This window comes from Pseudomonas sp. RP-B7 (assembly GCF_059803535.1).
The window spans coordinates 48,658-73,857 of record NZ_JAPFHC010000015.1 but is presented as its reverse complement, the minus strand read 5'-3'; the positions used below and the strand labels follow the sequence as shown (position 1 = coordinate 73,857).

Annotated in this window: 22 protein-coding genes and 1 pseudogene; 2 read left to right on the top strand and 21 right to left on the bottom strand. The window is 62.6% G+C overall.

Going from position 1 to position 25,200, the window contains the following annotated elements; translation table 11 throughout:
- Window positions 1-39: 39 nt before the first annotated feature.
- The 5 genes from OPU96_RS15740 to OPU96_RS15720 form a co-directional block, all read right to left on the bottom strand.
- The gene (locus tag OPU96_RS15740) at window positions 40-690 is read right to left on the bottom strand and encodes a DUF799 domain-containing protein (RefSeq protein WP_498559325.1); all 651 of its coding nucleotides are present in this window, start codon (window positions 688-690) and stop codon (window positions 40-42) included.
- Complete coding sequence (locus tag OPU96_RS15735) at window positions 687-1,049, bottom strand: DUF4810 domain-containing protein (protein ID WP_192298535.1); 363 nt, start codon at window positions 1,047-1,049, stop codon at window positions 687-689. The genes OPU96_RS15740 and OPU96_RS15735 overlap by 4 nt, the downstream gene beginning before the upstream one ends.
- Window positions 1,050-1,078: 29 nt before the next feature.
- Window positions 1,079-1,750, bottom strand: a complete 672-nt coding sequence (locus tag OPU96_RS15730; protein ID WP_192298536.1) for a CsgG/HfaB family protein — start codon at window positions 1,748-1,750, stop codon at window positions 1,079-1,081.
- A 44-nt stretch (window positions 1,751-1,794) separates the two neighbouring features.
- On the bottom strand, window positions 1,795-2,376 hold the full coding sequence (locus tag OPU96_RS15725) for a hypothetical protein (RefSeq protein ID WP_226456637.1): 582 nt from the start codon (window positions 2,374-2,376) through the stop codon (window positions 1,795-1,797).
- Between the two features lie 71 nt (window positions 2,377-2,447).
- Complete coding sequence (locus tag OPU96_RS15720) at window positions 2,448-2,951, bottom strand: hypothetical protein (protein WP_498559324.1); 504 nt, start codon at window positions 2,949-2,951, stop codon at window positions 2,448-2,450.
- 154 nt (window positions 2,952-3,105) lie between these two features.
- On the opposite strand from OPU96_RS15720, the gene OPU96_RS15715 reads away from it, so the two are divergent.
- Together OPU96_RS15715 and OPU96_RS15710 are read left to right on the top strand one after the other, a co-directional pair.
- A complete protein-coding gene (locus OPU96_RS15715) occupies window positions 3,106-3,717 on the top strand; it encodes a hypothetical protein (protein ID WP_226456634.1) in 612 nt (203 codons plus the stop codon).
- A gap of 3 nt (window positions 3,718-3,720) precedes the next feature.
- Window positions 3,721-4,308: a hypothetical protein gene (locus tag OPU96_RS15710; RefSeq protein WP_498559323.1), complete on the top strand. Its 588-nt coding sequence runs from the start codon at window positions 3,721-3,723 to the stop codon at window positions 4,306-4,308.
- Between the two features lie 1,145 nt (window positions 4,309-5,453).
- On the opposite strand, the gene OPU96_RS15705 is transcribed toward OPU96_RS15710, so the two are convergent.
- The 16 genes and pseudogenes from OPU96_RS15705 to OPU96_RS15630 form a co-directional block, all read right to left on the bottom strand.
- Window positions 5,454-6,053, bottom strand: a complete 600-nt coding sequence (locus OPU96_RS15705; RefSeq protein ID WP_498559322.1) for a hypothetical protein — start codon at window positions 6,051-6,053, stop codon at window positions 5,454-5,456.
- Window positions 6,050-6,838 carry a signal peptidase I gene (gene lepB / locus OPU96_RS15700; RefSeq protein WP_192298542.1) on the bottom strand — a complete coding sequence of 263 codons (789 nt, stop codon included), beginning with the start codon at window positions 6,836-6,838 and terminating at the stop codon, window positions 6,050-6,052. The genes OPU96_RS15705 and lepB overlap by 4 nt, the downstream gene beginning before the upstream one ends.
- A 9-nt stretch (window positions 6,839-6,847) precedes the next feature.
- Window positions 6,848-7,150, bottom strand: a complete 303-nt coding sequence (locus OPU96_RS15695; RefSeq protein ID WP_192298543.1) for a hypothetical protein — start codon at window positions 7,148-7,150, stop codon at window positions 6,848-6,850.
- An 84-nt stretch (window positions 7,151-7,234) separates the two neighbouring features.
- A complete protein-coding gene (locus OPU96_RS15690) occupies window positions 7,235-9,823 on the bottom strand; it encodes an autotransporter family protein (RefSeq protein ID WP_498559321.1) in 2,589 nt (862 codons plus the stop codon).
- Window positions 9,824-10,439: 616 nt separating this feature from the next.
- Window positions 10,440-10,922, bottom strand: a complete 483-nt coding sequence (gene pgaD, locus OPU96_RS15685) for a poly-beta-1,6-N-acetyl-D-glucosamine biosynthesis protein PgaD (RefSeq protein WP_498559320.1) — start codon at window positions 10,920-10,922, stop codon at window positions 10,440-10,442.
- A gap of 2 nt (window positions 10,923-10,924) precedes the next feature.
- Window positions 10,925-12,265, bottom strand: a complete 1,341-nt coding sequence (gene pgaC, locus OPU96_RS15680) for a poly-beta-1,6-N-acetyl-D-glucosamine synthase (RefSeq protein WP_192298546.1) — start codon at window positions 12,263-12,265, stop codon at window positions 10,925-10,927.
- A gap of 2 nt (window positions 12,266-12,267) precedes the next feature.
- Window positions 12,268-14,265: a poly-beta-1,6-N-acetyl-D-glucosamine N-deacetylase PgaB gene (gene pgaB, locus OPU96_RS15675; protein ID WP_226456626.1), complete on the bottom strand. Its 1,998-nt coding sequence runs from the start codon at window positions 14,263-14,265 to the stop codon at window positions 12,268-12,270.
- 12 nt (window positions 14,266-14,277) lie between these two features.
- Complete coding sequence (gene pgaA, locus OPU96_RS15670; protein ID WP_498559319.1) at window positions 14,278-16,758, bottom strand: poly-beta-1,6 N-acetyl-D-glucosamine export porin PgaA; 2,481 nt, start codon at window positions 16,756-16,758, stop codon at window positions 14,278-14,280.
- 289 nt (window positions 16,759-17,047) lie between these two features.
- Window positions 17,048-18,544 (bottom strand): YdgA family protein, encoded by a 1,497-nt coding sequence (locus tag OPU96_RS15665; RefSeq protein ID WP_226456624.1) that lies wholly within the window; start codon window positions 18,542-18,544, stop codon window positions 17,048-17,050.
- Window positions 18,545-18,691: 147 nt separating this feature from the next.
- Entirely contained in the window at window positions 18,692-19,324 is a 633-nt protein-coding gene (locus OPU96_RS15660) for an NADH:ubiquinone oxidoreductase subunit N (protein ID WP_192298550.1), read from the bottom strand.
- Between the two features lie 94 nt (window positions 19,325-19,418).
- Entirely contained in the window at window positions 19,419-20,861 is a 1,443-nt protein-coding gene (locus OPU96_RS15655) for an efflux transporter outer membrane subunit (RefSeq protein WP_498559318.1), read from the bottom strand.
- A complete protein-coding gene (locus OPU96_RS15650; RefSeq protein ID WP_192298552.1) occupies window positions 20,858-21,730 on the bottom strand; it encodes an efflux RND transporter periplasmic adaptor subunit in 873 nt (290 codons plus the stop codon). Before OPU96_RS15650 ends, OPU96_RS15655 begins: the two co-directional genes overlap by 4 nt.
- Complete coding sequence (locus OPU96_RS15645) at window positions 21,727-21,936, bottom strand: DUF1656 domain-containing protein (protein ID WP_010214247.1); 210 nt, start codon at window positions 21,934-21,936, stop codon at window positions 21,727-21,729. The genes OPU96_RS15650 and OPU96_RS15645 overlap by 4 nt, the downstream gene beginning before the upstream one ends.
- Entirely contained in the window at window positions 21,933-24,011 is a 2,079-nt protein-coding gene (locus tag OPU96_RS15640; RefSeq protein WP_226456621.1) for an FUSC family protein, read from the bottom strand. The genes OPU96_RS15645 and OPU96_RS15640 overlap by 4 nt, the downstream gene beginning before the upstream one ends.
- The gene (locus tag OPU96_RS15635; protein WP_192298554.1) at window positions 24,008-24,418 is read right to left on the bottom strand and encodes a MarR family winged helix-turn-helix transcriptional regulator; all 411 of its coding nucleotides are present in this window, start codon (window positions 24,416-24,418) and stop codon (window positions 24,008-24,010) included. The genes OPU96_RS15640 and OPU96_RS15635 overlap by 4 nt, the downstream gene beginning before the upstream one ends.
- Before the next feature lie 149 nt (window positions 24,419-24,567).
- Window positions 24,568-25,101: pseudogene (locus OPU96_RS15630) on the bottom strand (Fic family protein); the annotation flags it as partial.
- Window positions 25,102-25,200 lie beyond the last annotated feature (99 nt).

Below are 25,200 nucleotides of genomic sequence, written 5' to 3'. Positions count from 1 at the left end.
TCATTGCCGGGAAGGGCCTTTGCCTGCGGTGCCGAGGGTTTAGTCAGTACCGTACTTCGGGTTACGCGGACCGTACAGGATCCCCGTGCGCTGGCCCGGCGACAGCAGGCGCGCGCTGGTGATGCCGGCAATCGGATGCGCCGCGTCGGTGGAGCTGTTGATCACCTGCTTGACCGCTGCCGTGATCAGCATGCCCACCAGGCCGCCGCCGTTGTTGTTGCCTTCCTCGCTGGAGGCCCGCGCCGAGCCGGTCCACAGGGTGGTGCCGGTGCGCAGGTCGACCAGTTTGGCCGAGGCCGTCACTGCCGTGTCGCTGGTGATCAGCATGTACTTGGTGCCGTACTCGGTAACGGTGATGTACAGCGCCGCGTCCGCACCGAAGATGTCATGCAGCTTGGTCGGTGGCAGTGCCTGGATGTCGTTGGCGGTGGTCAGGCCGTTCTGGCGGAAGGTTTCGTCCACCAGGGCAATCGGCAACACGTAGTAGCCGGCTTCGGCCAACGGGTAGGTGACTTGCGACACCAAGCTGTAGGACGCCTGCACTTCCGGCGACTCATTGAGCGGCGGCAGCACCAGGATCGACTTGGGGCGCGACTGTTTGTACGCGGTGTAATCGATGGTCTTCGGCGCAGCGCAACCGCCGAGCAAGGCCAAGGCCAGCAGGGCGCCGGTGAGTTTCAACAGGCTCATTTGGTGGCGACTCCGGTCTTGGCGTTTTTCAGCAGGAAGTCCATGTACGACGCGGACTCGGGGAACAATGCCTTCTCGGTGCGAAACTCCTGCACCATCTGGTCATCCTTGCCCATGCTCAGGTACAGCATGCCCAGGTGGGCGTGGTAACCCGGCGGGGCCTTGCGGCCACTGGCGTTGATCTTTTGCAGATCCCGTTCCAGCGCCTCGACCTGTGCTTCCTTGGGCTCGCCCTTGAAGTACTCGTAAACCTGCGGCTGGTAGCTTTCCCATTGATACAGGGGCTGGGGCGCCGTGTGGCACCCGGCGACTACTGCGGTTGCTGTCAGCATCAGCGCCAACTTCACTGCCTTGCTCATCCGTGTACTGCTCCTTGAGGTGTTGCTGATCAGTTGCGCGGGTTCCAGGCGCCGGCGTTGATGCCGTCCACCAGGCGGTTGATGGCTTCGCGCATGGCCAGGTCGAGGACCTTGCCATTGAGGGTGGAGTCGTAGCTGGCGGTGCCACCGAAGCCGACCACTTCACGGTTGGACAGCGCGTATTCACCGGCGCCCTGGGTGGAATACACCACTTCGGAAGTGTTGATGTTGACAATGTTCAACGCGACTTTGGCGTAGGCCACTTGCGTCTTGCCGCGGCCCAGGATGCCGAACAGCTGGCGGTCGCCGGTTTCCTTGCGGCCGAACTCGGTCACATCGCCGGTCACCACGTAGTCAGCGCCCTTGAGCTTCTGCACCGTGCCCTTGATCGCGGCTTCCTGGGAGATTTCGCCCATGTTGTCGCGGTCCAGCACGCTGAAGCGGTTGGTCTGTTGCAAGTGGGTGATCAGGATGGTCTTGGCCTGACCACCGAGGCGGTCGACGCCATCGGAAAAGATGCCGCGCATGTAGCTGGAGCGGTTGTCGAACTTGCCTACGGCGATCGGTACACGCACGCCTGAATAGGCAACGTTGGCGCTGGCGACTTGCTCCACCGGCAGCGCGCGGTTGCTCTCGGTGGCGCAACCGGCCACGGTCAGAAGCGCTGCGGCGGTCAGCAGGATTTTGGACAGTGCTTTCACAGGGTGCTCCTAGAGTGAGAAATCAGCAGGTGCAGCAGGTAAAACTAGCGGGTGGGGATGTTGCGGATGTCGTTGACGATGTCGCGGCTGTAAACACGGAAGTAGAAGCCTTCGACACTGGAGTTACTGTTATTGGTCACCAGGGCGCCCATGGTCTTGTACTGCTCGAAGTTGCCGATCACGCCGCCGGGCACTTGGTCATAGAGGGCCTTGGAAAAGTGAAGAACCTCGGCGCCGTTCTTCTTGACCGTGACCTTGTAGCTGAAATCGACACTGAGCAGCAGTTTGTTGTCGTCGACGATCAGTGTGGCGAGCCCGCCTTTCGAATCCTGGATATGCCGCGTGTAGACAATGCTCATATCCAGCAGATAGTCGGCCTTGTCCTTGCTGGTGGCGTAGCGACCTGCTTCGAGCAGGCGGTTCACCATATCGACACCCAACGCTTTGCGAACCTTTTCGTCGGACAGGAAGCGCTCGTTTTTGCCCACCACCTCAACGTCGAGCGTGTCGAGCCAGTAGGTTGCAGTCTTGGGAATGGTGACTGGCGCCGGTGAGATGTAGTACTCCGGCTGGGAGGCACAGCCAGCCATGAGGCAGGCGGCGAAAAAGAGGACAAGCGCGCGCATGTAAGAATTCATCCCTGAACAGTATCGAGCTTTAAACAATCGGCGGCATTTTACGGAGTTGAGAGGGGTTCTCAAGGGATTTCTGAGCCCAGGCCGCCCGTTTTGCTGCCGTCTGTCGGCTCCGGCAGGGCAATCAGCGCCATCAAGGCGCAGGCTGCAGCACCAATGAAAAACGCCGAAATCAGCGCTAAGGCATTGTCTGTAAAAACAAAACCCTTGGTGCTGCCGCGCATCACCAGGTAGTCCAGCCACGTCAGCCACACAAATGCGACCGCCCCGTCGCTGAGCCCGATAATCGTATAAGTGCGGCGCCCTTTGCTGAACGCGCACAAGGTCACGAACAGCGCAAAACCCAGGGCGGGCAACAGGTACACCACCTGCGCCAGTACCGGCGTAGTGACAAACACCATCCAGAGTTCCAGCCCATGCACTTCCCCGAGTGCACGCGGGTTGCTGAACAGCTGTGCCAACGTGGCGACAAACACCACGGGGCCTGCGGCCAGCCCAAACACAAAGGGCATGAACCAGAAGGCGAAGAACACTTTCAGGTGGGGATATTTGTTTGGCTTCATCATGATTTTTTACGAGAACGGGCCGTGACTGTACACCGCCGCCCTGACGCTCGAAACCCGGCCGTGCGCGGCGCCCGCGATAAAAGCTTGTTCATTCAAGTTCTGCGCCGAGGGGTCGAGACAGTGGCTTGGTTCGTTCTTTTTATAGGGAAATTGCGTGTTTAAACTCCTCCTGCGGGCTACCGCCCTGATCGCCGCGCTGTCGATGACCGGCTGTGTGTCCTACACCGTCACCGGCCCTGTCGGCGCCCCGCTCCACCCTGCCGCTGTCAGCAGCCCGCGTAGCGCGCAAATCGCCGATGTCGCGGTAACTGCCGCCGACATCAACGACGCCAACAAGACCGCCATCAGCCGCTCCCTGACCGTGCAGCTCAATCAATACGTGCGCAGCGCCGGTTACTTCAAACAAGTCACCGAATACCCTACGCGCCTGGGCGAAAACGATGTGTCGCTGAAATTCAACATGACCTCACTCAAGGGCCACCGTGGCGTGCACCCGGCCTACGTGCCCGGTGCGTTGCTGACGCTGACGATCTGGATCTGGGTCAACGGGCCGATCTTCGTCGACACCTTTGACGTGGCCGGTGACCTGACGATCGTCGACCGCGACGGCAAGCAACTGGCGAGTGCCAAGCAAGAGGTCAAGTTCGAGCGCAACGTCGGCCTCTACGGGCGTGAATACTGGGCACCGACCATGGGTGCCAAGCAACTGAATGAATTGGTGTCGCAACTGCTCGACAGCGCCACCGCCAAGCTGCCCAAGGAGTAAGTCATGAAAGGATTGATCAAACACAGCCTGGTGCTCGCTGCCGCGTTGCTGAGCGGTTGCGTTTCGTACTCGCAACACGAATTGCCGGCGGTGCAGACCTGGCCACCGAACGCCAACGTGCCGGCGCAGAAGCCGACGGCGTACGTACGCACCACCGCTCTGCACCAGGTCAACAGCGGCCCGGGCAACGCAGTGGCTGGCGCCCCGGCGCTGCTGTGGGAAAAGGCCGTGGCCGACTCGTTTCGCCAGTCCAATCGTTTTTCGCGGGTGAGCACCGACAAGGTCGACTCGGATATTTATGCCGACGCCACCCTGTCCAACAACGAACAGTTCAGCATGGCCTCGGCGATCATCACCGGCGCGACCTTCTTCATCATCCCGTCCACGGCGAAGAACACCTTCACCCTGGAAACGGTGTTCAAAGACAAGGATGGCAAAGAGCTGGGTCGCGTCAAAAAAAGCGAGTCGGTACGCACGTGGATGCATTTGGTGCTGATCGTGGGTATTCCATTCCAGACCGATACACGGGAAGTCGTGGAGGCGTTGACGCGCAGTACGCTGGATGAGGCGGTGCAGCGCAAGTTGCTGTAAGTCGGTTCAGGCAACCTCTCTGCCAGCAGCACCGCCGCCTTCGCAGCCTCGCTAAAGCTCGACAACTCCCACAGGGATTGGCAGTGCCTGGGCAATCTCCAGCCAAACACTGACAGCCCAGCACCCCCCAATCACCTGTGGGAGCGGGCTTGCCCGCGAAAGCGGTAGTTCAGGCAACATCTCCACCAGCAGCACCGCCGCCTTCGCAGCCTCGCTAAAGCTCGACAACTCCCACAGGGGATTGGCAGTGCCTGGGCAATCTCCAGCCAAACACTGACAGCCCAGCCCCCCCCCCAATCACCTGTGGGAGCGGGCTTGCCCGCGAAAGCGGTAGTTCAGGCAACATCTCCACCAGCAGCACCACCGCCTTCGCAGCCTCGCTAAAGCTCGACAGCTCCCACAAGGGATTGGCAGTGCCTGGGCAATCTCCAGCCAAACACTGACCGCCCAGCAACCCCAATCACCTGTGGGAGCGGGCTTGCCCGCGAAAGCGGCAGTTCAGGCAACTCCTCTGCCAGCAGTACCGCCGCCTTCGCAGCCTCGCTAAAGCTCGACAACTCCCACAAGGGATTGGCAGTGCCTGGGCGATCTCCAGTCGAACGCTGACCACCCAGCAACCCCAATCAACTGTGGGAACGGGCTTGCCTGCGAAAGCGGTGGTTCAGACAACACCTCTACCAACAGTGCCGCCGCCTTCGCAGCCTCGCTAGGGCTCGACAGCTCCCACAGGGGATTGGCAGTGTCTGGTCTATCTCCAGCCAAACACTGACAGCCCAGCAACCCCAATCACCTGTGGGAGCGGGCTTGCCCGCGAAAGCGGTAGTTCAGGCAACATCTCCACCAGCAGTACCGCCGCCTTCGCAGCCTCGCTAAAGCTCGACAACTCCCACAGGGGATTGGCAGTGCCTGGGCGATCTCCAGTCGAACGCTGACCGCCCAGCAACCCCAATCACCTGTGGGAGCGGGCTTGCCCGCGAAAGCGGTGGTTCAGACAACACCTCTACCAACAGTGCCGCCGCCTTCGCAGCCTCGCTAGGGCTCGACAGCTCCCACAGGGGATTGGCAGTGCCTGGTCTATCTCCAGCCGAGCACTGACAGCCCAGCAACCCCAATCACCTGTGGGAGCGGTGGGTCGACCAACCGATTTACTGAGGCCGGCACACGTTGTATGCCTGATTCTCGGCAACTTCCTCCATGTGATGCCCTATCACCGTATTGAGCACCAACTGCCGCTCCGACTTCCCGGTGGGGCGGTACGCCGAGCCCTGGGCATCGGTCTGGATCTTGAAGCCGCTACCCGCCAGTTGCTTGACCAACTGCAAGCGTCTGGCCTGATCACCGTTGCCGCGATGATCGCTCGGCGACAGGAAAATGATGCGTTCGCGCTGCAACAGCCACACCGGGCGGTCACTGTGCTCGCTTTCAAACACGTAGGCGCAGTCCACCGCCGCGGCCGGGAAACTGGCCTTGCGCACATAGTGCCCGCTCTCATAGCCCACCAACGTCACCAGCCCGGGCTGCACCACGGCAATCGCGTCCTCGGTCTGCACGCCGTTTTGAATGCCGTAGTTCGAATACGCCCAACGCAATGGAATGAACTGCGCCGCCGTGGCGCCAAGCGCGAGGTCGTTGTTGATCCGCGCCTGATCTTCGGCGCCGCGATAAGGCACGCCCTGGCAGCCGGAAAGTGCGGCCAGGCAGAGCAGCGTCAAGGTTCTGGTGAACATCCGAGAAGTGCTGATCATGGGAATCGCGTCCCGATCCGCGCCCGCTCGCTGGAGAACCAGATCCCGGTGATCTTGCCGACCACATCGGCTTCGGCAACCTGGCCCATAAAGCGACTGTCGTTGCTGTTGTTGCGGTTGTCGCCCAGCAAATAGACGTGACCCGGTTCGACTTTAAGCGGCGCCAGTTCCATCGACGCAGCGCCGTTCACGCTATCCGCCGGTGCGTGGAACAGGCCGAGGTTTTCGCCATTGTGGATCAGCTCGCCGTTGACGATGGCCAGGGTATCGCCGCCCACACCGGCGACGCGCTTGATCGCCTCGGTGCCGTTCCAGCGATACACCACGATGTCGCCGACTTTCGGCGCACCCGGCTTGAGATCGGCGATGACGTAGTCGCCCACCGACACCGTCGGCGACATCGACCCGCTCGGAATGTAGTAGTTCTTGAAGCCCAGCAATGGCACCCGCAGCACTTCCAGCAGCACGAAGGTCAGCACGATCAGCACGCCCACATACAGCGCGTGGAAGCGTTTGCGCGGCACGTCCGGCGGGCCATCGTAGCGCTTGGCCAACACCGCCGAGACGATGGCTGAACCAAGCTTGACCGCGACCACAAAGGCGAAAAACACGTACAGCCCGATAGGCGAGGCGATCAGACCGCATGCACCGAGCAAGATCACGCCGCCGTACATAAACGCGGCGACCCAGATCGCCCATTTGACACGGCCCACGTAGACCAGCCCCCAGCCCGCCACCAGGCAGGACATCAGGAAGGCTTGAAGGGGGAGTTTTGCGGGTTTCATGGCGGGTCCTTAAGGAAAATTGGTGTCCACAAAGTGTTGCGCGAAATCTTCAGCGTTGATCGCGGTGCCAGCGTTGGCGAACTTCTCGACGTTGGCCTGCCATATTGCCCGGATCTTGTCGGCAACGGTCGCCGGGAAATCCATTTGCACCTCGATCACGGACTGCCAACTGCCCGACGTGCCATACACCTCATGCAGCTTGGGTTCCATGGCGCGCAAGGTGGCCTGCTGCTCATCACTCAGCTCACCGATGGCGGCCAGGACATAGCACTCCAACAGCCGCAGGAATGGCTTGCCTTCATATCGCCTCATAATCCCTCTCCAAAATCACACCGAACCCCATGGCGAGGGAGCTCCCTCGCCACAGGTACCGTGTTTACCCTTGATTGGGCAAGGTTAGAACGCGTACCGCGCCTTGAGCATCACCCCATCAGTGTCAAACCCACTGCGCGCCTGGCGCGTGTAGCTGGCGCCAACGGTGAAGTCCGACACCTGGTAATTCACGCCCACGCTGGCTTCGTAGCTGTCACGCGCCACCGACGCGCCGGTGACGGTAAACGCCGAACCACCCAACACATAGTTGGAGGTTTGCGCGACACGATCCCCCATCAGGTCGTGATACGCCATCAGTGTCGCTTCCGGCTGCAAGCTGCCCGCGCCCATCGGCAGGTTACCCGCCAGGCGCACACCGGCGCCCAACTCGCCTACTTCATAGCGCTGCGAACGTGTGCTCAGCGCGGCCGACGAACCCTTCTCGTCGTAACCGTCCATGCGCACGCTGGCATAACGCGCAGCCACACGAGGCTCGATCACCACCGCCTGCGACGGCTTGAAGCTGTAGCCGCCGATCACACTGGCCGACAACACATTGCTGTCGTAGCTGCCCTTGGCCGTGGTGCCGGCGATGTGGCGTTTGCTCTGGTTGTCGTTATGGCCGTAGCTGAGGCTGCCGTCGACAAACCAGTCTTGCAGCGACCAGTTACCGTACAGCGACAGCGCGTGGCCCTCGACGTCAGTCTTGTTGCCCAGGTCGGAATGGATGTTGGAATTGAGGTAGCTGTAGGCCACCCCCAGGGTGGTGGTGTCGTTGACGCGACCGTCCACACCCACCGCCATGCCGCTGCTGTTGGCCGAGTAGCCGTTGGCGCCGCCGCGACCGTCCTGGTCCATGTTGCTGCTCAGGCCCTGCACCCACACGCCACCGCGCTGTTGTTGTTCACGTTGCTCGGTGAGGCGGTTGAAGATCGCGCCGTTGACCACGGTTTGCCCGGACAAGGCCACGTCCAGCGCACCGCGATTGACGTCCGGCTTGAGCTGGTCGCTGATCTGCGCCAGTCGCTCGGCCGTACCGGCGTTGGCCAGGGCCTGGAACACCTGGTCATCGCTGCCGAGCTGGCTCAACACACCATTCTTGAAGCGGTTGACCGCCGTGGCCGACGCCGCGCTGGCGCCGACGGCGGCGAGGTCTTGCTGGACTTGCCCGTCGGCCTTGACCGCCACCACGGCCTTGACCGTCTGCGCATCGGCCGAGTAGCTGAGCACGTCGAGCAGTGCCGAAGAACTGCCCACCGACAAGCCGTTGTCTTGCACCTGGGTGGCTTGCAGCAGGGTGTATTGCGTGCCGTCGCGGGTGCTGGCGAAATCGCCGGGGTTGGCGCTCACGGTCAGCTTCGAGGCGTTGGCAAAGGTGGCGGTGCCGTTGACCGTCAGGTAGGCGCTGGTCGGCACCACGCGGTCGGACAGGTGCATGTCGATGCCCGCACCGTTGGCGACGTTGAGGTCGCCAGTGACGCTGGTGCCCTGCGCAGAGAGGTTCAGCGAGCCCGAGTTGATCGAGACTGGCGCGCTGATGCGCGTGCCGGTGAAGTTCGCTTGGCCGGCGACGTTGACCGCGTTGAGGTTGAGCAGGTCGCCGACGATGGCGCCGCCGGTCCAGTTCAGCGTCGCCAGGTTGGCGGCGTCCACGGCAACCCCGGAGTTGCTGCGAATTTCGCCGGCTTGCTGGTTGATCTCGAACGGCGAGGTCTGTTCGCTGGCGTTGACCAGGATCGCGGTGCCGTCTGCGGTGATGGTGCCGCGGTTGACGATGCCTCGGGCACCGCTCGCACTGTTGGCAGCGAAGGTGGCACCGCTGAACTCGAAGGCACTGGCATCGGTGCCCTTGGCTTCAAGCGTGCCGGTGTTGAGGATGTAATCGATGGTGCCGTTGTAAAACAGCACGCCGCGCGCCGCGCTGCCGTCGGCAGAAACCAGCCCACTGTTTTCGATACGCAGCGCGCTGGTCGCGGTTTCCACTTCAATGCCCAGGGCGTCCTCACCCGTGGCGATGATCGAGCCGGAGTTGAGGATCTTGCCGCCGATGGTGGTCGGGGTGGCGCCGTCGACATCAAGGATCAAACCCGTGGCGCCACGGCCATCCATGTTGATCACGCCGGTGTTGGAAACGTCGCCGCCAATGGTGGTGCCGTGCAGGTAAATGCCTTCGCCACCGCCCACGAAACCCAGCGTCGGTGCATTCGGCAGCGGCGCCGTCGAGCGGATCGTGCCCGAGTTGATCACACTGCCGCCAATGGTCGCGTCACCGATCTCCAGCCCTTCATAACCGCCATGGCTCATCAGGATATTACCGGCCTGAATCACATCCCCCGTGATGGTGCTGGGGGGCAGGTTGTTCGGGCCGGTCCAGTACATCGGGTCGATGGCCATCGCACGGATCGTTTTGCCTTGCGAGTCCAACGTAATGTCGGCGCGGTTGATCAGCGAACCCTGGATGTGGGTATCGGTAAAGCCCAGGCCCGCTGGCAGGGTAGTGCTGGGGTCGACCACTTGGGAGAGCTGCCCGGTGATGGTCACAGGCTCATTGAAGGTCTCACTGGCCCAAATATTCTTGCCCTGCCCCAGGTCGAACTCCACGGCCAGCAGCTGGGTGCTGATCGCGCCGACCATGAGGGCCAACAGGGTTTTCTGGAACGGCTTGCGCTTCATTTCTAACTCCATGAACTACGGGTCATTGCCGCCAATACGCCCGACGGCAGTAGGTAAAACGAGTGAATGGATCAATTGATCCGCGTGCATTCCCCCCCAGGTGCCCACCTAAAACCCAGGCGCACGAAGACGCACCGCAAGGGGCGGTGGCAGGCAGGGGAATAGAGGGGAGAGGTTCACATCAATCCTTAATGTCATTTGAAAACGCTGCAGTCCATGCAGCCCGACCGCGTGTGGGTGGGCGGGGTAGAGACCCCGAGATAAACGAAATGTTCAAATGGTGTAAAGGTGGGAGCTGGGTTTGTGAACGGGGTCGCAGACACGGCGCGTGAGGTTCTGCCTCACCTGAGCGGTCAAGCGACTGAGCACTGGGCCAGAGGGCCGCTTTGAGGAGGTTTGGCTATGGCCTGATCTAGGTCGCCTTGCCGAAATCCAGAATGAACCCCGACAAATAAGCCAGAAACCTGACGGGACTGTAGTGAGCGGGCTTGCCCCGCGCTGGGCGGCGCAGCCGCCCCAAACGGGACGCCGCGGTGTTTCAGAAAGACCGAGGTGTCTGGACCTGGGGCGACTGCGCCGCCCAGCGCGGGGCAAGCCCGCTCACTACGGGCTTAGATCAACTGGCGTCCTTGTTGCGATCCTGGTCGGGCACCAGGGTCAATGTGGGTTTTTCCACGTCGCGGGAGACGTGGGATTTCACTTCTTCCACACCGCCCTCTTCGTCGTTGTGGATCACCAGCACACCGGGTTTGCGCAGTTGTTCCAGATCACCCGCGCCGAGCTTGAAGCTCTCGCTGAGGTGCGTGTCGCTGAGCGCGTTGGCCTCGGCGCGGCGCTGGGCGTATTTGCGGCCTTTGCGTTGCTGGTAGCGCGCCCAGGTGACCAGGATCAGCGCGTTGAACAGCGCGATCCACAGATAGATCTGCAACGTGTTGAGCGCCGCAAAGATGGGCGCCTCGATGCGCGGCCCGCCGTGGGTCTCGAGCATCGCGCCGATCCCGCGTGCCAGCAGCCAGATCAACCCGGCCCAGGCGGCCAGGGTCAGCACCACGTCGACGATCCACATCACGGTGTTTTGGCGAGTTCTGACCAGTTTCATGATCACACCTCCTCGTTGGCGGGTTTGATCCCACGATCCGGGCTGACCCAGCGCGCGCGCTTCTGGTGCTGGTTGAACAGCACCTTGGGAAAGCTGACCAATGTAGTGAACAAGCTGACCAGCCAGAACACCATCGGATACCACACGGTCCAGAACAGGGTTTTCCACAGGTCTTTTTCGTAGCGCCGGTCAATCAGGATGCTCACGGCAAACTGCACCAGGCACACCATCGCCAGCACCAGGCCGGTAAACGCCGGGGGCACCAGGGAGTCCACGGCAATCGCCGGTGGCAGCACCATGAATTTGCCCAGGCCCCAGAAGATCACCGAGAGCAGGAAGGTGAACGCCCAGCCGGTGGACAGGCAGTATTCGAACAGCAGCGGCCACAGGTAGCGATGGCGCCATTGCCAGATGCCACGGATGTTCTTGAACAGCACTTCGGCGCCGCCCTGGGCCCAGCGCAGGCGCTGTTTCCACAGGCCGCCGACGGTTTCCGGCATCAGGATCCAGCACAGCGCACGCGGCTCGTAGAAGATCGCCCAGTGATCGAGTTGCAGCTTCCAGCTGACGTCGATGTCCTCGGTGATCATGTCGGTGCTCCAGTAGTCGATGCGGTCCAGCGCCTTTTTACGGAACGCCACCACCACACCGGACACCGTGAAAATGCGCCCGAACACCCGCTGCGTACGCTTGATCAAACCGATGATCGAAGAGAACTCGCCCACCTGCACCCGCCCGATCAAGGTCGACCGCGTACGAATGCGCGGGTTGCCGGTCACCGCGCCCAGGCGTGGGTTGTCGAGCATCGGCGCCACCATATAGGCCGCCGCATTGCGGTCGAGCAATGCATCGCCGTCGATGCACACCAGGAACTCGCTGCGCGCTGCCACGGCGCCCATGCGCAAGGCCACGGCCTTGCCCTGGTTCTGCGCCAGGTGCAACACGCGCAGGCGCGGGTGTTCCAGGGCGAGGGCATCGAGCACGGCGGCGGTGTTGTCCTTGGAGCCGTCGTTGACCGCGATCACTTCGATGTTCGGGTAGACCTGGTCCAACGCCGCATGGATGGTCTCGGCCGCGTTATCGCCCTCGTTGTAGCAGGGGATGATGATCGAGATCAGCGGGTTGCCGGCCAGGGTCGGCGCCGGGGTGTCTTCTTCCCACGGCCAGTGGCGCTCCCAGTGCAGCCAGAAATACAGGCCGCCGGCGATCCACAGTGCCGACATGAACAGCGGGTAGAAGAACACGAAGTCCATCAGGAACTGCCCGGTGACCAGGAAGATCAGGCCCAGGGGCACGCCCAATACCAGCGCCAGTACGAATATAGCCAGGATTCTGTCGAACATGGTCAAGGGTTCCATTGATTGGAAAGGGCCGGACGCACGGTCTTCAGGTCCGGGGAGTTTTCCAGGAAGTTGTCCGGGTAGTAGCCAAAACTGGTGACCCCCTGGCGCTTGAGCACACCCATCCATTGCGCCATCTGGTCGCTGTCGATGTCCGGCGCGGCCTTGGTGCGCCAGTCTTTGGCTTGCAGTTCAAACACGGTTTTGTTCAGCGCACCGGGGCGCGCCTTGACCGTGGCGACCAGTTTTTCCAGCCAGGCGTTGGACGTCTTGTACTCCTGGCCTTCCATCAACGGCATGGCCATCGGCGCGGTCCAGTCGTAGGTCTGGAGGAAATCATCGAGGTTCTGTGCGAACCAGGCTTCGCTCTGCGGATTGAGCATCGGCTCGGCGAAGATATTGCGCGCAGTCAGCACCTGCGGCCCGGCAATGGCGCGGACTTTGCCGGTCAGCTCATTGGTGAAGTCGATCAGGTAGCGGCTCTTGAAACGGGTCCAGCGCTGCATCACGGCCGGGTCGGCGCGCAGGGCTTCGATGCTGCCGGGCAAGCCTTGCGCGACATAGGCCTTGAGCGCGGCGGGGCTGGCATCTTCGAAATCGTTGAACACTGCGTCATCGTGATACAGCACACCGTCGATGGCGCTGTTGCGCGCCAGGTCCTCGTAGATCTCGCCGATGATCTTGCGCACTTGCGGGTCGAACGGCGACAGGCGCTGGTATTGATCCGGGTCGAGGCCGATTTGGCCGGTTTTCGGGTCCCAGCGCGTCACGCGCGGCAGCTTGGGATCGAGGGCGAAACTCAGCACCGGCATCCACGCATACACGGCGGCATGGGCACGGGTGTGCAGTTGCCAGGCAACGCGGTTGAACAGGTCGGCGCGCACCGGCAGGTGACGGTTGGGGAAGTACACCGAGTGCACCAGGCCGTCACCCTTGGGGTCGGCGAAGGCTTGCAGGAAGACCGTGCTTGCGCCCATGTCCAACACGCGCTGCACCAACTGGTCGAGGTTGCGCGCTTGCTGGGCTGCGTCCGGGTCATACACGTTGTCCAGGTCCACATGCATCACCCGCAGCGGCGCCGGGGTTTGCACCGCGACCATGCTGTTGGCGAAGTGCTCGCCGTCCGGGTCGGAGGCCACCAGAAAGCGCGGGCTGTTCATCAGGTCGCCGAGATTGTCGAGGCCGTCTTCCAGGGTCAGGGCCATCTGGTAGCCCTGTTCGGCGACGATCGACAACGTGGTGCCTTTGGCGGCGCCGTATGGCCACACCCATACCCGTGGTTTTTTGCCGGTGACGGCCTGGATCTTGTTGGAGATCGCCGTGACGTCCGCACGCATCCGCGCCTGGAACTGCGCCTGGGTTTCGTAGCGGCCGGTGGCCGGGTCATAACGCAGCGAGGCCGCCGCCGGTTCCAGGTTGCCCTGGGGGTTGGCGAGGATCCCGGTGTGGCTGGCATCGGTGTGCGCGGCCACTTCCACCAGGCCGGACTGCGACACTTCACGGATCTGCTGCCAGGTCAGGAATTCACCCCGTGGACGTGGCACACCGGCAAAATCCACGGGTTTATCCAGCGGCGTATCGATCCAGTAGCCCACCGGCGCCAGCACGGCATGCCAGTTATAGGCGCGCAGAATCGGCATCACGCGGGTGTAGAAGCTTGAATAGCCGTCATCGAAGCTGAGCATGATGGCTTTGGGCGGCAACGGTGTGCCGCCACGGCGGGCGGCGAGGATCTGATCGACGCTGACCGCCTGGTAGCCGTTCTCGCGCAGCCAGGCCAACTGCTCGATCAAACGTTCGGTGCGCACCGCCACCACCGCCTGATCGGGGTCGCGGTCCTCGACGTCGTGGTAGGCAATGCCCAGGAAGTGGTTCTTCGGCCACGGCAATTCGTTGGGCGCGATCGGCCGCTCGGCGGGTGGGGTGAAAGGCGCGGGTTGCTGGGCACAGGCACTGGCCAGCATTACGCCCAGGATCAACAAGCAACGGCTGAGGACGGTCATGGTCAGGCTCTTCTAGAAACGGTAAGTGAGGTCGACGAGCAGGCGCAGATCGCGTTCGCGATTGCCGTCGTAAGGTCGGCTGATCAGGCTCAGGTTGGCACCGGCTTCCAGCACGTCATTCCAGCGGTAGCGTTGGCCGTAGCCCACCAGCCCGATGCCGCCGGTGGAATAATCCTGCTGGCTATAGGTACCCGCACCGACCTGGAACTGCTGACTCCACTGAGTCTCGTAGCGGTGATAGAGCACATGATTGATGTTGATGACCGGCAGCACGGTGAAGTCCGACTTCGGGTTGAAGTACACCGTGTCTTCCTTGCTGTTGCGGCTGGCGCCGACCTCCAGGCCCAGGTCCACTTGCACCCGTGGTGAGCTGTAGAGGCCTTCGCGGCCGCTGAGCAGGGCTTCGAAACGGTCGTTGCCGTCACTGAAATGGGACGGGCTGAGGGTCAGTTTCCACTCGCGGCTTTCATTGGCGCGCCAGCGCACAAAACCGCTGCCGCCGTTGGCGGTGATCCCGGCATTCAATGCCCGCAGTGGCGTGGTGGACAGCAAATAACCGAGGCTACCGCCGTATTGCCAGTTGTCGTTGATGTCACGGGCAATCGACACCGCGGCACCTTGCTTGCTGCCATCGCCGTAGGAATGGTTGGAAACTTCGGCCTCCAGGGTCATGTCGCGGGTACGCCGTTCGACGCCCACGGTCTGCCAGCGGTGATGGCCCGTGCCTTCTTCAAAGTCGGCGGTGGCGTAGCCGGCACCGGCGAACAGGCGCCAGTCTTCGTCAATCGGTGGCGTGTAGATACGGCTTTCAATGCCCCAGTCACGACTGCCCGAGACGGCACCGGCCGCGCTGTCGCTACCGCCACCAAAGCTCTTGCCGGTGTAGGCCTCGACGCGCAGCTCGGCCATGTCGTGCACATCGCGCAACCGGCTCAGGCGCTGCACCTGACGGCTGTCCGGGTTGCGAGCGAGCACGTCGTCGGTAAGCACGTCGAGCTGGCGCCACTCCTGCAAATCCATCGCGGTGTAGGCCTGGCTGACTTCCAGGCCGATGTCACGCGGCACCTGGGCTTCGGTTTCCTTGAGAATGCCTTCGGCGCGCCGTGGCAAGTCGCGGGCGCGGTACATGTCGGCCTGGGCCAGGCGCAGGCCGACGTTGCCTGGGGCCTTGTCGACTAACGCGTCCAGGCTCGACTCGCTGCCCGGCAGGTCGCCGCCGTACACGCCGGACTGGGCCGACAGTTGTTGCGCATCCATCCAGGCGTCGTTGGGATTGCCGATGGGCAAGCCCTTGAGTTCAACCCGTGGCTTCTGGCTGGTGGCGAGGCCTTTGGCGACTTCGACCGCCTCTGTGCCCCGGTCGCTTTCCTGCAAGGCGTAGAACAGCGCCGTGGTGTCTTCGACCCGATCATCCGGCTCGGCATCCGGCGCACTCAGGGCCTGACGATACAGCGGCTCGGATTTTTCCGGCTGGCGCTGATCGAGGTACGACGCGGCCACCCAACGCACGGCATAGGTGGGCAATTGCACGCCTTCGGCGGTGAGGGTTTCGTACTCGCGGATCACTTCGGCGGTACGTGCGCGGGCCTTGAGCGCGCCCAGGCGGTCGATGCGCCAGCGCACTACGTCGTCGTGGGCGCTGGCGTCCGGGGTCCAGCGGGCGAGCAGTTTGTCGTAGTCCTGCAGGGCGCGGTCGGCGACGACATAGCGTTCGTTTTCCGAACGCGTGGCGAACTCGGCCATACGCACGCGTTCGGCGGCGAGGTCACCTTCCAGGCGACGCTGGGTCACTGGGTCGACCAGGCCCGGGCGCTTGGCCGACAGGCGCAGGGCCGGTTCCGGCATGCGGGCCTTTTGCAAGGCGACGATGTATTCGCGGGCAACCTCCGGTTTATCCCCGGCATGCAGGAAGGCCTGGTCGAACTCGAACAGCGCGTCATAGTTAAAGCCCGCGCGGGTCAGCGCGTAGCCCAGGGCCATGCGCCGGTTCGGGTCAACAGGCTTGGCGGCGACCAACGCACGGGCGCGTTGCACGGCTTCGGTGGTTTTGCCGCCGTCGGCCTGGGTCAGGGCCAGGCCCAGTTGCAGGTCGACATTGTTCGGGTCACGCAGCAGCGCCTGGCGATACACCGCCTCGGCCTGGGCCCACTGCTTCTGATTGCGATAGGTGCGCGCCACGGTGGCGAGCGCCTGGGGCGTCAAGGTGCGATTTTTACCCTGAGCCTCGTACACCTTGAGCACTTCGGCATCCTGCCCTGCCCAACCGGCGACAACCAGGTGATCACTGACCTGGCCCGGCGTCTGGCGCTCGGCAGGCAACTGGCGCAATTGCGTCAGGGCCGGCGTGAAATTGCCGTTTCGGGCCTGAATGATCAGGGCATCGTAGGCAGGGTCGGCCACGGCGAAGGCTGGCACCAATAACTGGCTGCACAAGGCTGCCCCGATGAGCAGTCGCAACCGGCCTGAAGCACTGAGTGGTAGGTTTCGCAGCATATCGTGAGCTTCCTTACACACGGAAAGCTGTAACGATAGGTGGTCCTGAGCGATTTGCATCAGGGTGTCGGCGTCTAGTGACCCGACCTAGCTTTCCTGTAGGAACTATCCCTTAGGAAAGTAGGGAAAAGGCCAATTCATAACAATTGTTCAGAATTGGTGGGGAATCTGAAAAGCCAATGGGGGGACGGACTTACCTGTGATAACGGGGTCAGTGTCGACTGTTTGACCCCGTTCACACGCACGCCCGCCCCCCCCCATTATTTATTTGCGGGTGATGGCGAAATTTTTACTGCGCGCCGCTCACCGCACCGGCTTTGGCCAACACGAAACCAATGAATTGCTCAACGCTCATCTTCTGGCCGTTGAAGGTCACTTCGTTGTTGGCGTAGTGCAGCTGGGACACCACGTCATTGCCGACCAGGGTCGCCAGTTGGGTGCCGACGGCCATGCCGCTGACCATTTCAGAAGCCATCTGCGCTTGCTGCTCGACGGCTTTCGGATCGGTCACGCCACCGGCCTGGGCTTGCAGGGCGGCGATATCGGCGATCATGGGCTTGGACAGGGTCAGGTTGGCATCCAGCAGCGCAATGATCTGCTTGCCCAGCTCAACAGGTGGCAGCTCCATGGACGCAGGCTTGGCCAGGTCCAGGACCAGGTTGAACTTGCTTTCGCCGTGGGCGGTTTTCAGCGACAGGTTTTCCAGCGCCACTTGCGGCTTGGCGGCCAGCAGTTGGTTGACGTTGGCTTCGGCCAGGGTCTGCTCGGCTTCGGTCAGTTGCAGTTCCGGCACCGGTTGCCCGGCAGCGGCGGCGGCTTGCACCGGCTGCATCTTGTCCTGGTACAGCTTGGTCAGCAGCAGGCCCGACGGCACGTCGATGTTCTTCACGCTCACGGCCATGGCGGCGGAGCCGACCGGTTTGCCCTGGAAGCCGATCGCGTCGATCTTGTAGTCGACGCGGCCAGCCATGTTGTTGTCTTTGACGTCGCTGGTGTCTTTCTGCTCGAAGCCCTTGAGGGTCAGCACGGTTTGTTGCGGGCCGAAGGTCAGCTTGGTGTCGGTCAGTTCAACGGTGTTCTGCCCGGTGTAGAAGCCGAAGGTGGATTTTTCCAGGTTGCTGGCCACGGTCAGGCCGGACAGGTCGGCGGCGAAGGGCGTGCCGTTGCCATCGACGGCGTTCAGCTTGAGGCTGTTCATGAAGCCGTCGACCTTGACCTTCTTGCCTTCGGCGCTGCTGTCGAAGTCCAGGTTCAGACCGGAGAAGCTGGCACTGGACGTGTCGTCCTTGTACTCCAGTGGCAGCAATTCGAGATTACCGCTGACCGAACGGCTGTAGCCGATATTGGCCACGCCCTTGAGCGGCGACACGTCTTTGGCGGCGGCGAACCATTTTTCGGTGGTGGCGTTCTTTTCCAGCGCGTAGTGACTGGTGGCCATGACCGGCAGCCACTTCAGCGACACCAGACGCGAGAACGGCAGCGGGCCGTGTTCGATGTGGTCGACGAAGAGCAGTTCCGGGTTCGGGTTCTGCTCACCGAAGAACGAGCCCTGGGCCTTGAGGCGATAGTGCGCGGTACTGCTGAACAGGCCACGGTCGAGGGAGACCAGCTCCAGGTCCAGACGCCCGTCGACGCCGGCCATGGAACGTTGCAGTTCCTTGTTGGCGTCCTGCACCGCCGTTTGCAGCACCGGCTCCAACTGCTTGCCGGTGTACCAGGCACCGCCTGCACTGACGACGCCAACGGCGACAACAAAACCCAAAAGAACTACGGCTGGCTTATTCATGAAGTGACCTGATCAAATCCTGTGAGAAGTGGGCTGTCTTCCTTGAACCCTGAAAGGGTTGGCTCAAGCCCGCCAAAAGCGGGGGAAGATTAGCACTGGCGGCCGCGAACGGCCCAGCTTTTCAGAGGGGTCAGGCCAGCAGATGGTTCACGAGTATTCCGAGTCGATCTCATCGAGCTGGTGATCAAAACTCTTCAACCGCGCCGTCCAGGTGTACACCAGCACCTCAAACTCGCGGTGGATCACCGCATTGCCGGGGGTGTCGGCCTTGGGGTCGCAGAAGTCCAGTTGGTAGCGCTCCCGCGCCATTTGCGCGGCGACGTCGGACAATTCCCGCGCATTATTCAGCCAATGCCTACCGTCGGCGACTTGCTGATCCAGGGCCACGCACTGTTTTTTCAGGGCTTCGAGGCTTTTTTCCAGGGGCGTGCCAGTGAGTTCACCCATGACTTCCTGGAAGGTGCGCCCAGGCTGCCAGTAGCTGCCCCAGAAATAGCGGTCGAATACGGTTTCGACGCGGCGCAGGGCGACCTTGGTGTCCCAGATCGCCACGCGGGTCTTGCCCTGTTCGAGCAGCCGACGTTTGATCCGATGGTTCTGGTAGGACGCCCAGGCCACCACGCCGATGGATAAGGTACCGATCACCAGGCAGGCGCTGTCGAGGAACACCATGGCCTTGTCGATTTGATGGGCGAGCATGACGCCATAGAAGTAGGCAGCCGATAACAACACCAGTGCGAAGAACACGCACCAGAAAGCGGGAGCATAAGGGTTTTTCATTATTGGAATCCCCATGAGCAAACGCGAGCAGTGTCAGGTGAGCGCCGTTGCCTGAAAAGCCACGGCGTTCACCTGACAAAGCATAGCTATTCGCTCAGGGTTTGCTGGCTTGTGCCGCTTGCGCTCGTCCGCTTTCCCAACCGCCGCCCAAGGCCAGGAACAGATCGATCTGGCTCATGGCAACCTGGGTGTTCGCCGCCGCCAGTTGCGCCCGTACATCGGTGTAGGTGCGGGTGGCTTGCAGGTCGGCGAGGAACGACGCGCGGCCGGCCTGGAAGAAGCGGTGCGTCTGGTCCGCCGCTTCCTTGGCCGACTCGCCGGCTTCGTTCAAGGCGTCGCGACGCTGCAACTGCGCGGTGTATTGCGCCAGGCCCGTCTGGGTTTCGCGGATGGCGTTGAGCACCACCCCATCGAAATGCGCCAGGGCGCCCTGGGTCGCGGCTTCGGCTTCGTGGATGCGTGCGCGGGCGCCGTTGGTCGGCACGGTCCAACTGATCAGCGGGCCGAACCCCCAGCGGTTGGTCGGTGCAGTGCCGAGGTTTTCCAGAATGCCGACGGTGCCGACCGTGGCGCCGATGCTGATGTCCGGGTACAGCGCGCCGGTGGCCACGCCGATACGCGCCGTCGCTGCCGCCAACTGGCGTTCGGCCTGGCGCACATCGGGACGCCGCTTGAGCAGCGCGGCGCCGTCGCCCACCGGCAGTAACTGAGCGATGTGCGGCAGCTCGGCACAGCTGCCGGTGCCCGCCGGCAATTGATCCACCGGCTTGGCCAGCAGCATCGACAGACGGAACAGACCGGCCTGGCGCGCCGCTTCGTAGCGCGGCATGTCGGCGCGCAAGGATTTGTATTGGGTTTGCGAGCGGGTCACCTGGGTTTCATCGCCGCGCCCGGCGTCGCGCAGGCGCTGGGTCAGGGTGGTGCTCTGAGCTTGCAGTTGCAGGGACTCGTTGGCAATCGCCAGTTCTTCGTTGGCCGCGCAGACCTGGGTGTAGGAACGCACCACATCCGCCACCAGGGTGATGCGCGCAATATCGGCGGCGGCCTGGGCGGCATCAGCGCTGGCCTGGGCGCTTTCGATCCCGCGCTGCAAGGTGCCCCACAGGTCGAACTGGTACGACGTGCTGATGCCGACACTGCCGATGTTCGCCACCGGCACTTTGTCTGCCAGCAAGAACGCCTCGCCGGATTCCTGCAAGCGCTGGGCCTCGGCCTTCACCCCGGCATTCCAGCCACCGGCGGATTCCGCCTGCTGCACCTGATACCGCGAACGCTGCAGGTTGGCGGCGGCCACGCGCAGATCGGTGTTGGAGGCCATGGCCTGGCGCACCAGTTCGTCCAGGCGCGCGTCGTTGTACAGTTTCCACCAGTCGGCCGGCACCGGCGCCGACACCACATTGTGGCCCTCGCCCGCGAGCTGCCCTTGCAGATCGCCGCGCTTCACCGCCGCTGCATCCGGCAGTTTGTAATCCGGGCCCACCGCCTGGCAGGCCGACAGCAACAACCCCAGCGCAGTAATGGCCAGCCGTTGCTTCATGGCTTGTCTCCAATGATCGACACCGTGGCCGTGCGTCCGGCGATCATGCGGAAGTCTGCCGGCACCTCGTCAAACGCGATGCGCACCGGAATCCGCTGGGCCAGGCGCACCCAGCTGAACGCCGGGTTGACGTTGGGCAACAGGTTGGCGCCGCTGCTGCGGTCACGGTCCTCGATACCGGCGACGATGCTCTGCACATGCCCGTGCAAACGGGCGTTGTCGCCGACCACCCGAATGTCCACGCCCATGCCGACGTGGATGCCGTCGAGCTTGGTTTCTTCGAAGTAACCGTCGATGTGGAACGAATTGCTGTCCACCACCGACAACACCGGACGCCCGGCGGTAACGAACTCCTGGCTGCGCGGCGCACGGTCGTTGACGTAGCCGTCCACCGGGCTGCGGATCACCGAGCGGTCGAGGTTGAGCTGAGCGGCGTCCACCGTCACCTGCGCTTCAGCCAGCGCCGATTGGGCACGGGCAACGCGGGACTGGCTTTCTTCCAGTTGCTCGCTCGGCACCAGGTTGCCCAGGCCACGGTTGCGTTTGTATTCGCGGTTGGCCTGGGCCAGGGTTTCCTGGCGGTCGGCGACGGCGGCCTGGGCTTGGCGCAGGGCCAGCTTGAAGCGATCCTGGTCGACGGCGAAGAGCACCTGGCCCTTGGTCACCAGCTGGTTGTCACGCACCTCGACTTGTTGGATCAGCCCGGACACGTCCGGGGCGATCTGCACGATGTCCGCGCGGATGTGCCCGTCGCGGGTCCACGGCGCAAACATGTAGTACATGACCATGCGCCACACCACGACGACCGCAAAGGTCACGATCAACAACGTGAGGACTACACGGCCGATGGTCAAAAACGGTTTTTTCATGTCATCAGGTATCGACTGAGTGAGTCCACCGCGCCCAGCAACAGCGCGTAGAGCCCCACGTTGAACAATGCCCGGTGCCAGACCAGGCGGTAGAAGTGGAGACGGGTCAACAACCCGTGTACCACCAGAAACAACACGTACGTAATGCCCATCAGCACCAGCAGCGTGGGCAGGAACACCCCGCTGATATCCAGATCACCGATCATAAAGGCGCTCCATCGGGTAGCGGCGCTTGCATCTCGGCGCCGCCAATGAACTCCACACCGGGCAACAACGCCAGGCGCAGGCCGGCCAGTGCGTGCAGCAGGTGCACGCGGGTATCGTCTTCGTCTTGCAGGCCCTGGCCGTTGAGCGCACGACGCGTGCGGTCGAGGGTCATCAGCAGACCGCTCGGCGCGGGCAAGCGTTCACCGGCCTTGAGGCAGGCCTTGAAGTAACCGCCGACACCTTCGACCACCTGGTTGAGCAGCACCCGTGGCACGCCAAGGATGCGCGGCGAGTAGGCCAGCAGGTCGAGCAGGTTCAGCGCCACGCGCAGGTCACGCAGGGCGATGCCGGTGTCCTGGCCGATGATCGCCAGGCGCGGCAGGTGCTGCATCAGGCGGTCGAGCATTTGCGCGGCGAGGTGACGGTGTTCGTTGAGGGTCGCCGGTTCAGTCATGCCGACAATGTCGTGCCAGCTGAAACGGGTCAGGCGCTTGGCCGCCAGTTCGGCACCGAAGGGTCGCGCGATCAGGGTCCACACAAAGGCGAACAACAAGCCTACGGGCCCGGCCAGGTTGACGTTGGCGAAGTTGAGAAAGTCCGCGTCATACGCCCCCTGGATGCTGATGAACGACGAGGTGTTGACCAGCGTCAGCAGCATGCCCAGGTAGAAACGCGGCTGCACGGTGAGCGTGCCGATGCAGATGAACGGCAACGCGAACGCCAGCACCAGCATCGGAAAATCGTGCAGGTTGGGCAGCACCAAAAACAGATAAAGGCTGGCGAAGAGCACCGACATCGCGGTCCAGAAAAAGAATCGATAGATCTGCGGCGCGGGGTCGTCCATCGAGGCGAAAAAGCTGCACGCCACGGCGGCAAGGATCACCGCGCTGCCGCCGTCGGTCCAGCCCAAGAGAATCCACAATACCGAGGCGACGATGATCGCGGTGACGGTGGAAAACGCCGAGTAAAACATCAGGCCACGGTCGAGGAACGGGGTCAGGCGACCGAGGCGCCAGTGGCGGTAGACGGCGCGCCAGGTAACCTGGCTTTCGCAGGCGATGGCAGCTTGCAGGCTGCGGCAGTCTTGCCACAGGTCGATCCATTCGCCGAGGCGATAGAGGGCGTTGGAGAACAGCAGCGTGTGGCGTTCGTCCAGCGCTTCGCCGCTGGGTTGCAGGGCTTCGAGTTGGTCGCGCAGGGCGCGCCAGCTGTCCAGCGTGGGGTTTTCTGCGCTGCTTTGCAGCCACTGGTTGGAGGCCTCCAACAGCGGCGTCAGTTGCTCGAGGTACTGCGGCGCACGCTGTTCGACGGCGTAGAGCGCGTCGTCGAGTTCTTCCACCACGGGCAGCAGGTGAATCATGCGGCCGCGCAGTTCCTTGGTGTTGCGCACCGTCTGCGGCCGCGCGCCTTCATGGGGCAACTGGCCGATCATCAGCTCCAGGGTGTTGAAGGTGGCGACCATGCCGCCGCGCAGGCTGCTGACTTCTTCTGGCGTGACGTTGCGTGTCAGAAAGCGTTGGCTGTAGACCTGGGCGTCGGCAAACCATTTGCTCACCGAGCCATCGAACACCGGCGCCAGGCGGCGTGGCCAGAACATCGCGCCGACCACAGCGGCGACGGCGATGCCAAGGAAGATTTCTTCGGTGCGCGCTTCGGCCACGTCCCACACGGCCAGCGGGTTATCCACCACCGGCAGGGCGATCAGCGGCAAGGTGTAGCCGGCCAGCATCAGCGCATAATTGTTGGCGGTGCGCAGGTGCATGGAGAGGAACAGCAAGATGCCGGTCCACAAGGCAATCACCACCACCAGCACATAGGGCGACTGCACGAACATCGGCACAAAAAACACCGCCGCCGCCGCGCCCATCAGGGTGCCGATGGCGCGGTACAACGCCTTGGAACTGGTGGGGCCGACAAACGGGCTGGAGACGATGTACACGGTGGCCATCGCCCAATAGGGGCGCGGCATCTGCATGAGCATGGCGATGTACAGCGCGATCATCGAGGCGGCGAAGGTGCGCACACCGTAGAACCAGTCGCGGGCCGGCGGGAAACCGGTAAAGAATCCGTTCAAAGGCTCGCCGCCTCGAAGGCCCGCAGCACGCGCAAGGCGGCTGCCATATCGTCGGGGGCGATGTCCGCCAGGACTTCCTTGCGCAGGCGCACCAGTTGCACTTCCACCGCCTGCACCAGCTCACGGCCACGCTCGGTGAGGCTCAGGGCCTTGGCGCGGCGGTCGTGAATGTCTTCGGTGCGGCACACGTAGCCGCCGTTGCACAACTGGTCGAGCAGGCGCACCAGCGACGGGCTTTCCATCCCCGAAGCCTGGGCGACTGTTACCTGATGCACACCGTCGCCGAGGCGGCCGATCATCAACAGCGGCACCGCGCAGGCTTCGGAAATGCCGTAGCTCACCAGCGTGGTCTGGCAGATTTTGCGCCAGTTACGGGCGCCCACCACCATGCTGCTGCTGAGGTTCATGTGAAGTTGTTCGAGGGATTGAGGCACTGGATAGTTCGCATACAGTTAGTTTGCTAACTATCAATATGGTGGATGAACGGAAGGCCGTCAAGTTTTGAAACACTTTTGCGGATGAGCGGAAAAATGAGGACAGGATTTCCCCAATGCCGTCAGTCAAGAACCAGAAAGAACAAAAAAGTAACTTCAGCAATCTCATGCAAAGCCCGCCCCACCTCCTCCTCGATAAATCCAAACACCTCCTCCCCCACGCTGTACTGAAACTGTTTCTGCGATGCCTGGATACCTTGCCGTCATTGTCCAGGCACATCATCACCAGCTTCGACAGATCACTGCCACGCACGTCAAAGCGCAGATTCACGGCCTTGATCACACGGTCACAACGATCGAGAAACTCGATTTCTTCACGCAGCTCTACCTCTAGCGCGCGGCGGACCATATTCGACGCAGCGGGTCGCGTCCCAGTAACGGTAGACCGTAGGGTGGCCGCTGAAGTCGAAGACCATTTGCTCGCCGTCCAGCCAGGTGACGTTCCACAAGTCCCGGGGCGGTTGGAAGAACGTCTTGAGCGCCTCCAGGCAGGCCTGTTCTTCGTGTTTCATCGCAACGGAAACCGGCAGCAGCAGGCCGTTTTCCAGGGCGCCGTAGTGGCAGAGGATTTGGTGGATCAGCAAGCGCGACAGGCGGCGAAGGCGAACAGGCTAGGGTCGAGTACAGCGTCTGCGGCAGGTGCAACGCTTTGGGGGACAGCGAGGCAATGACTAACCCGAGACATCGCGCAACCT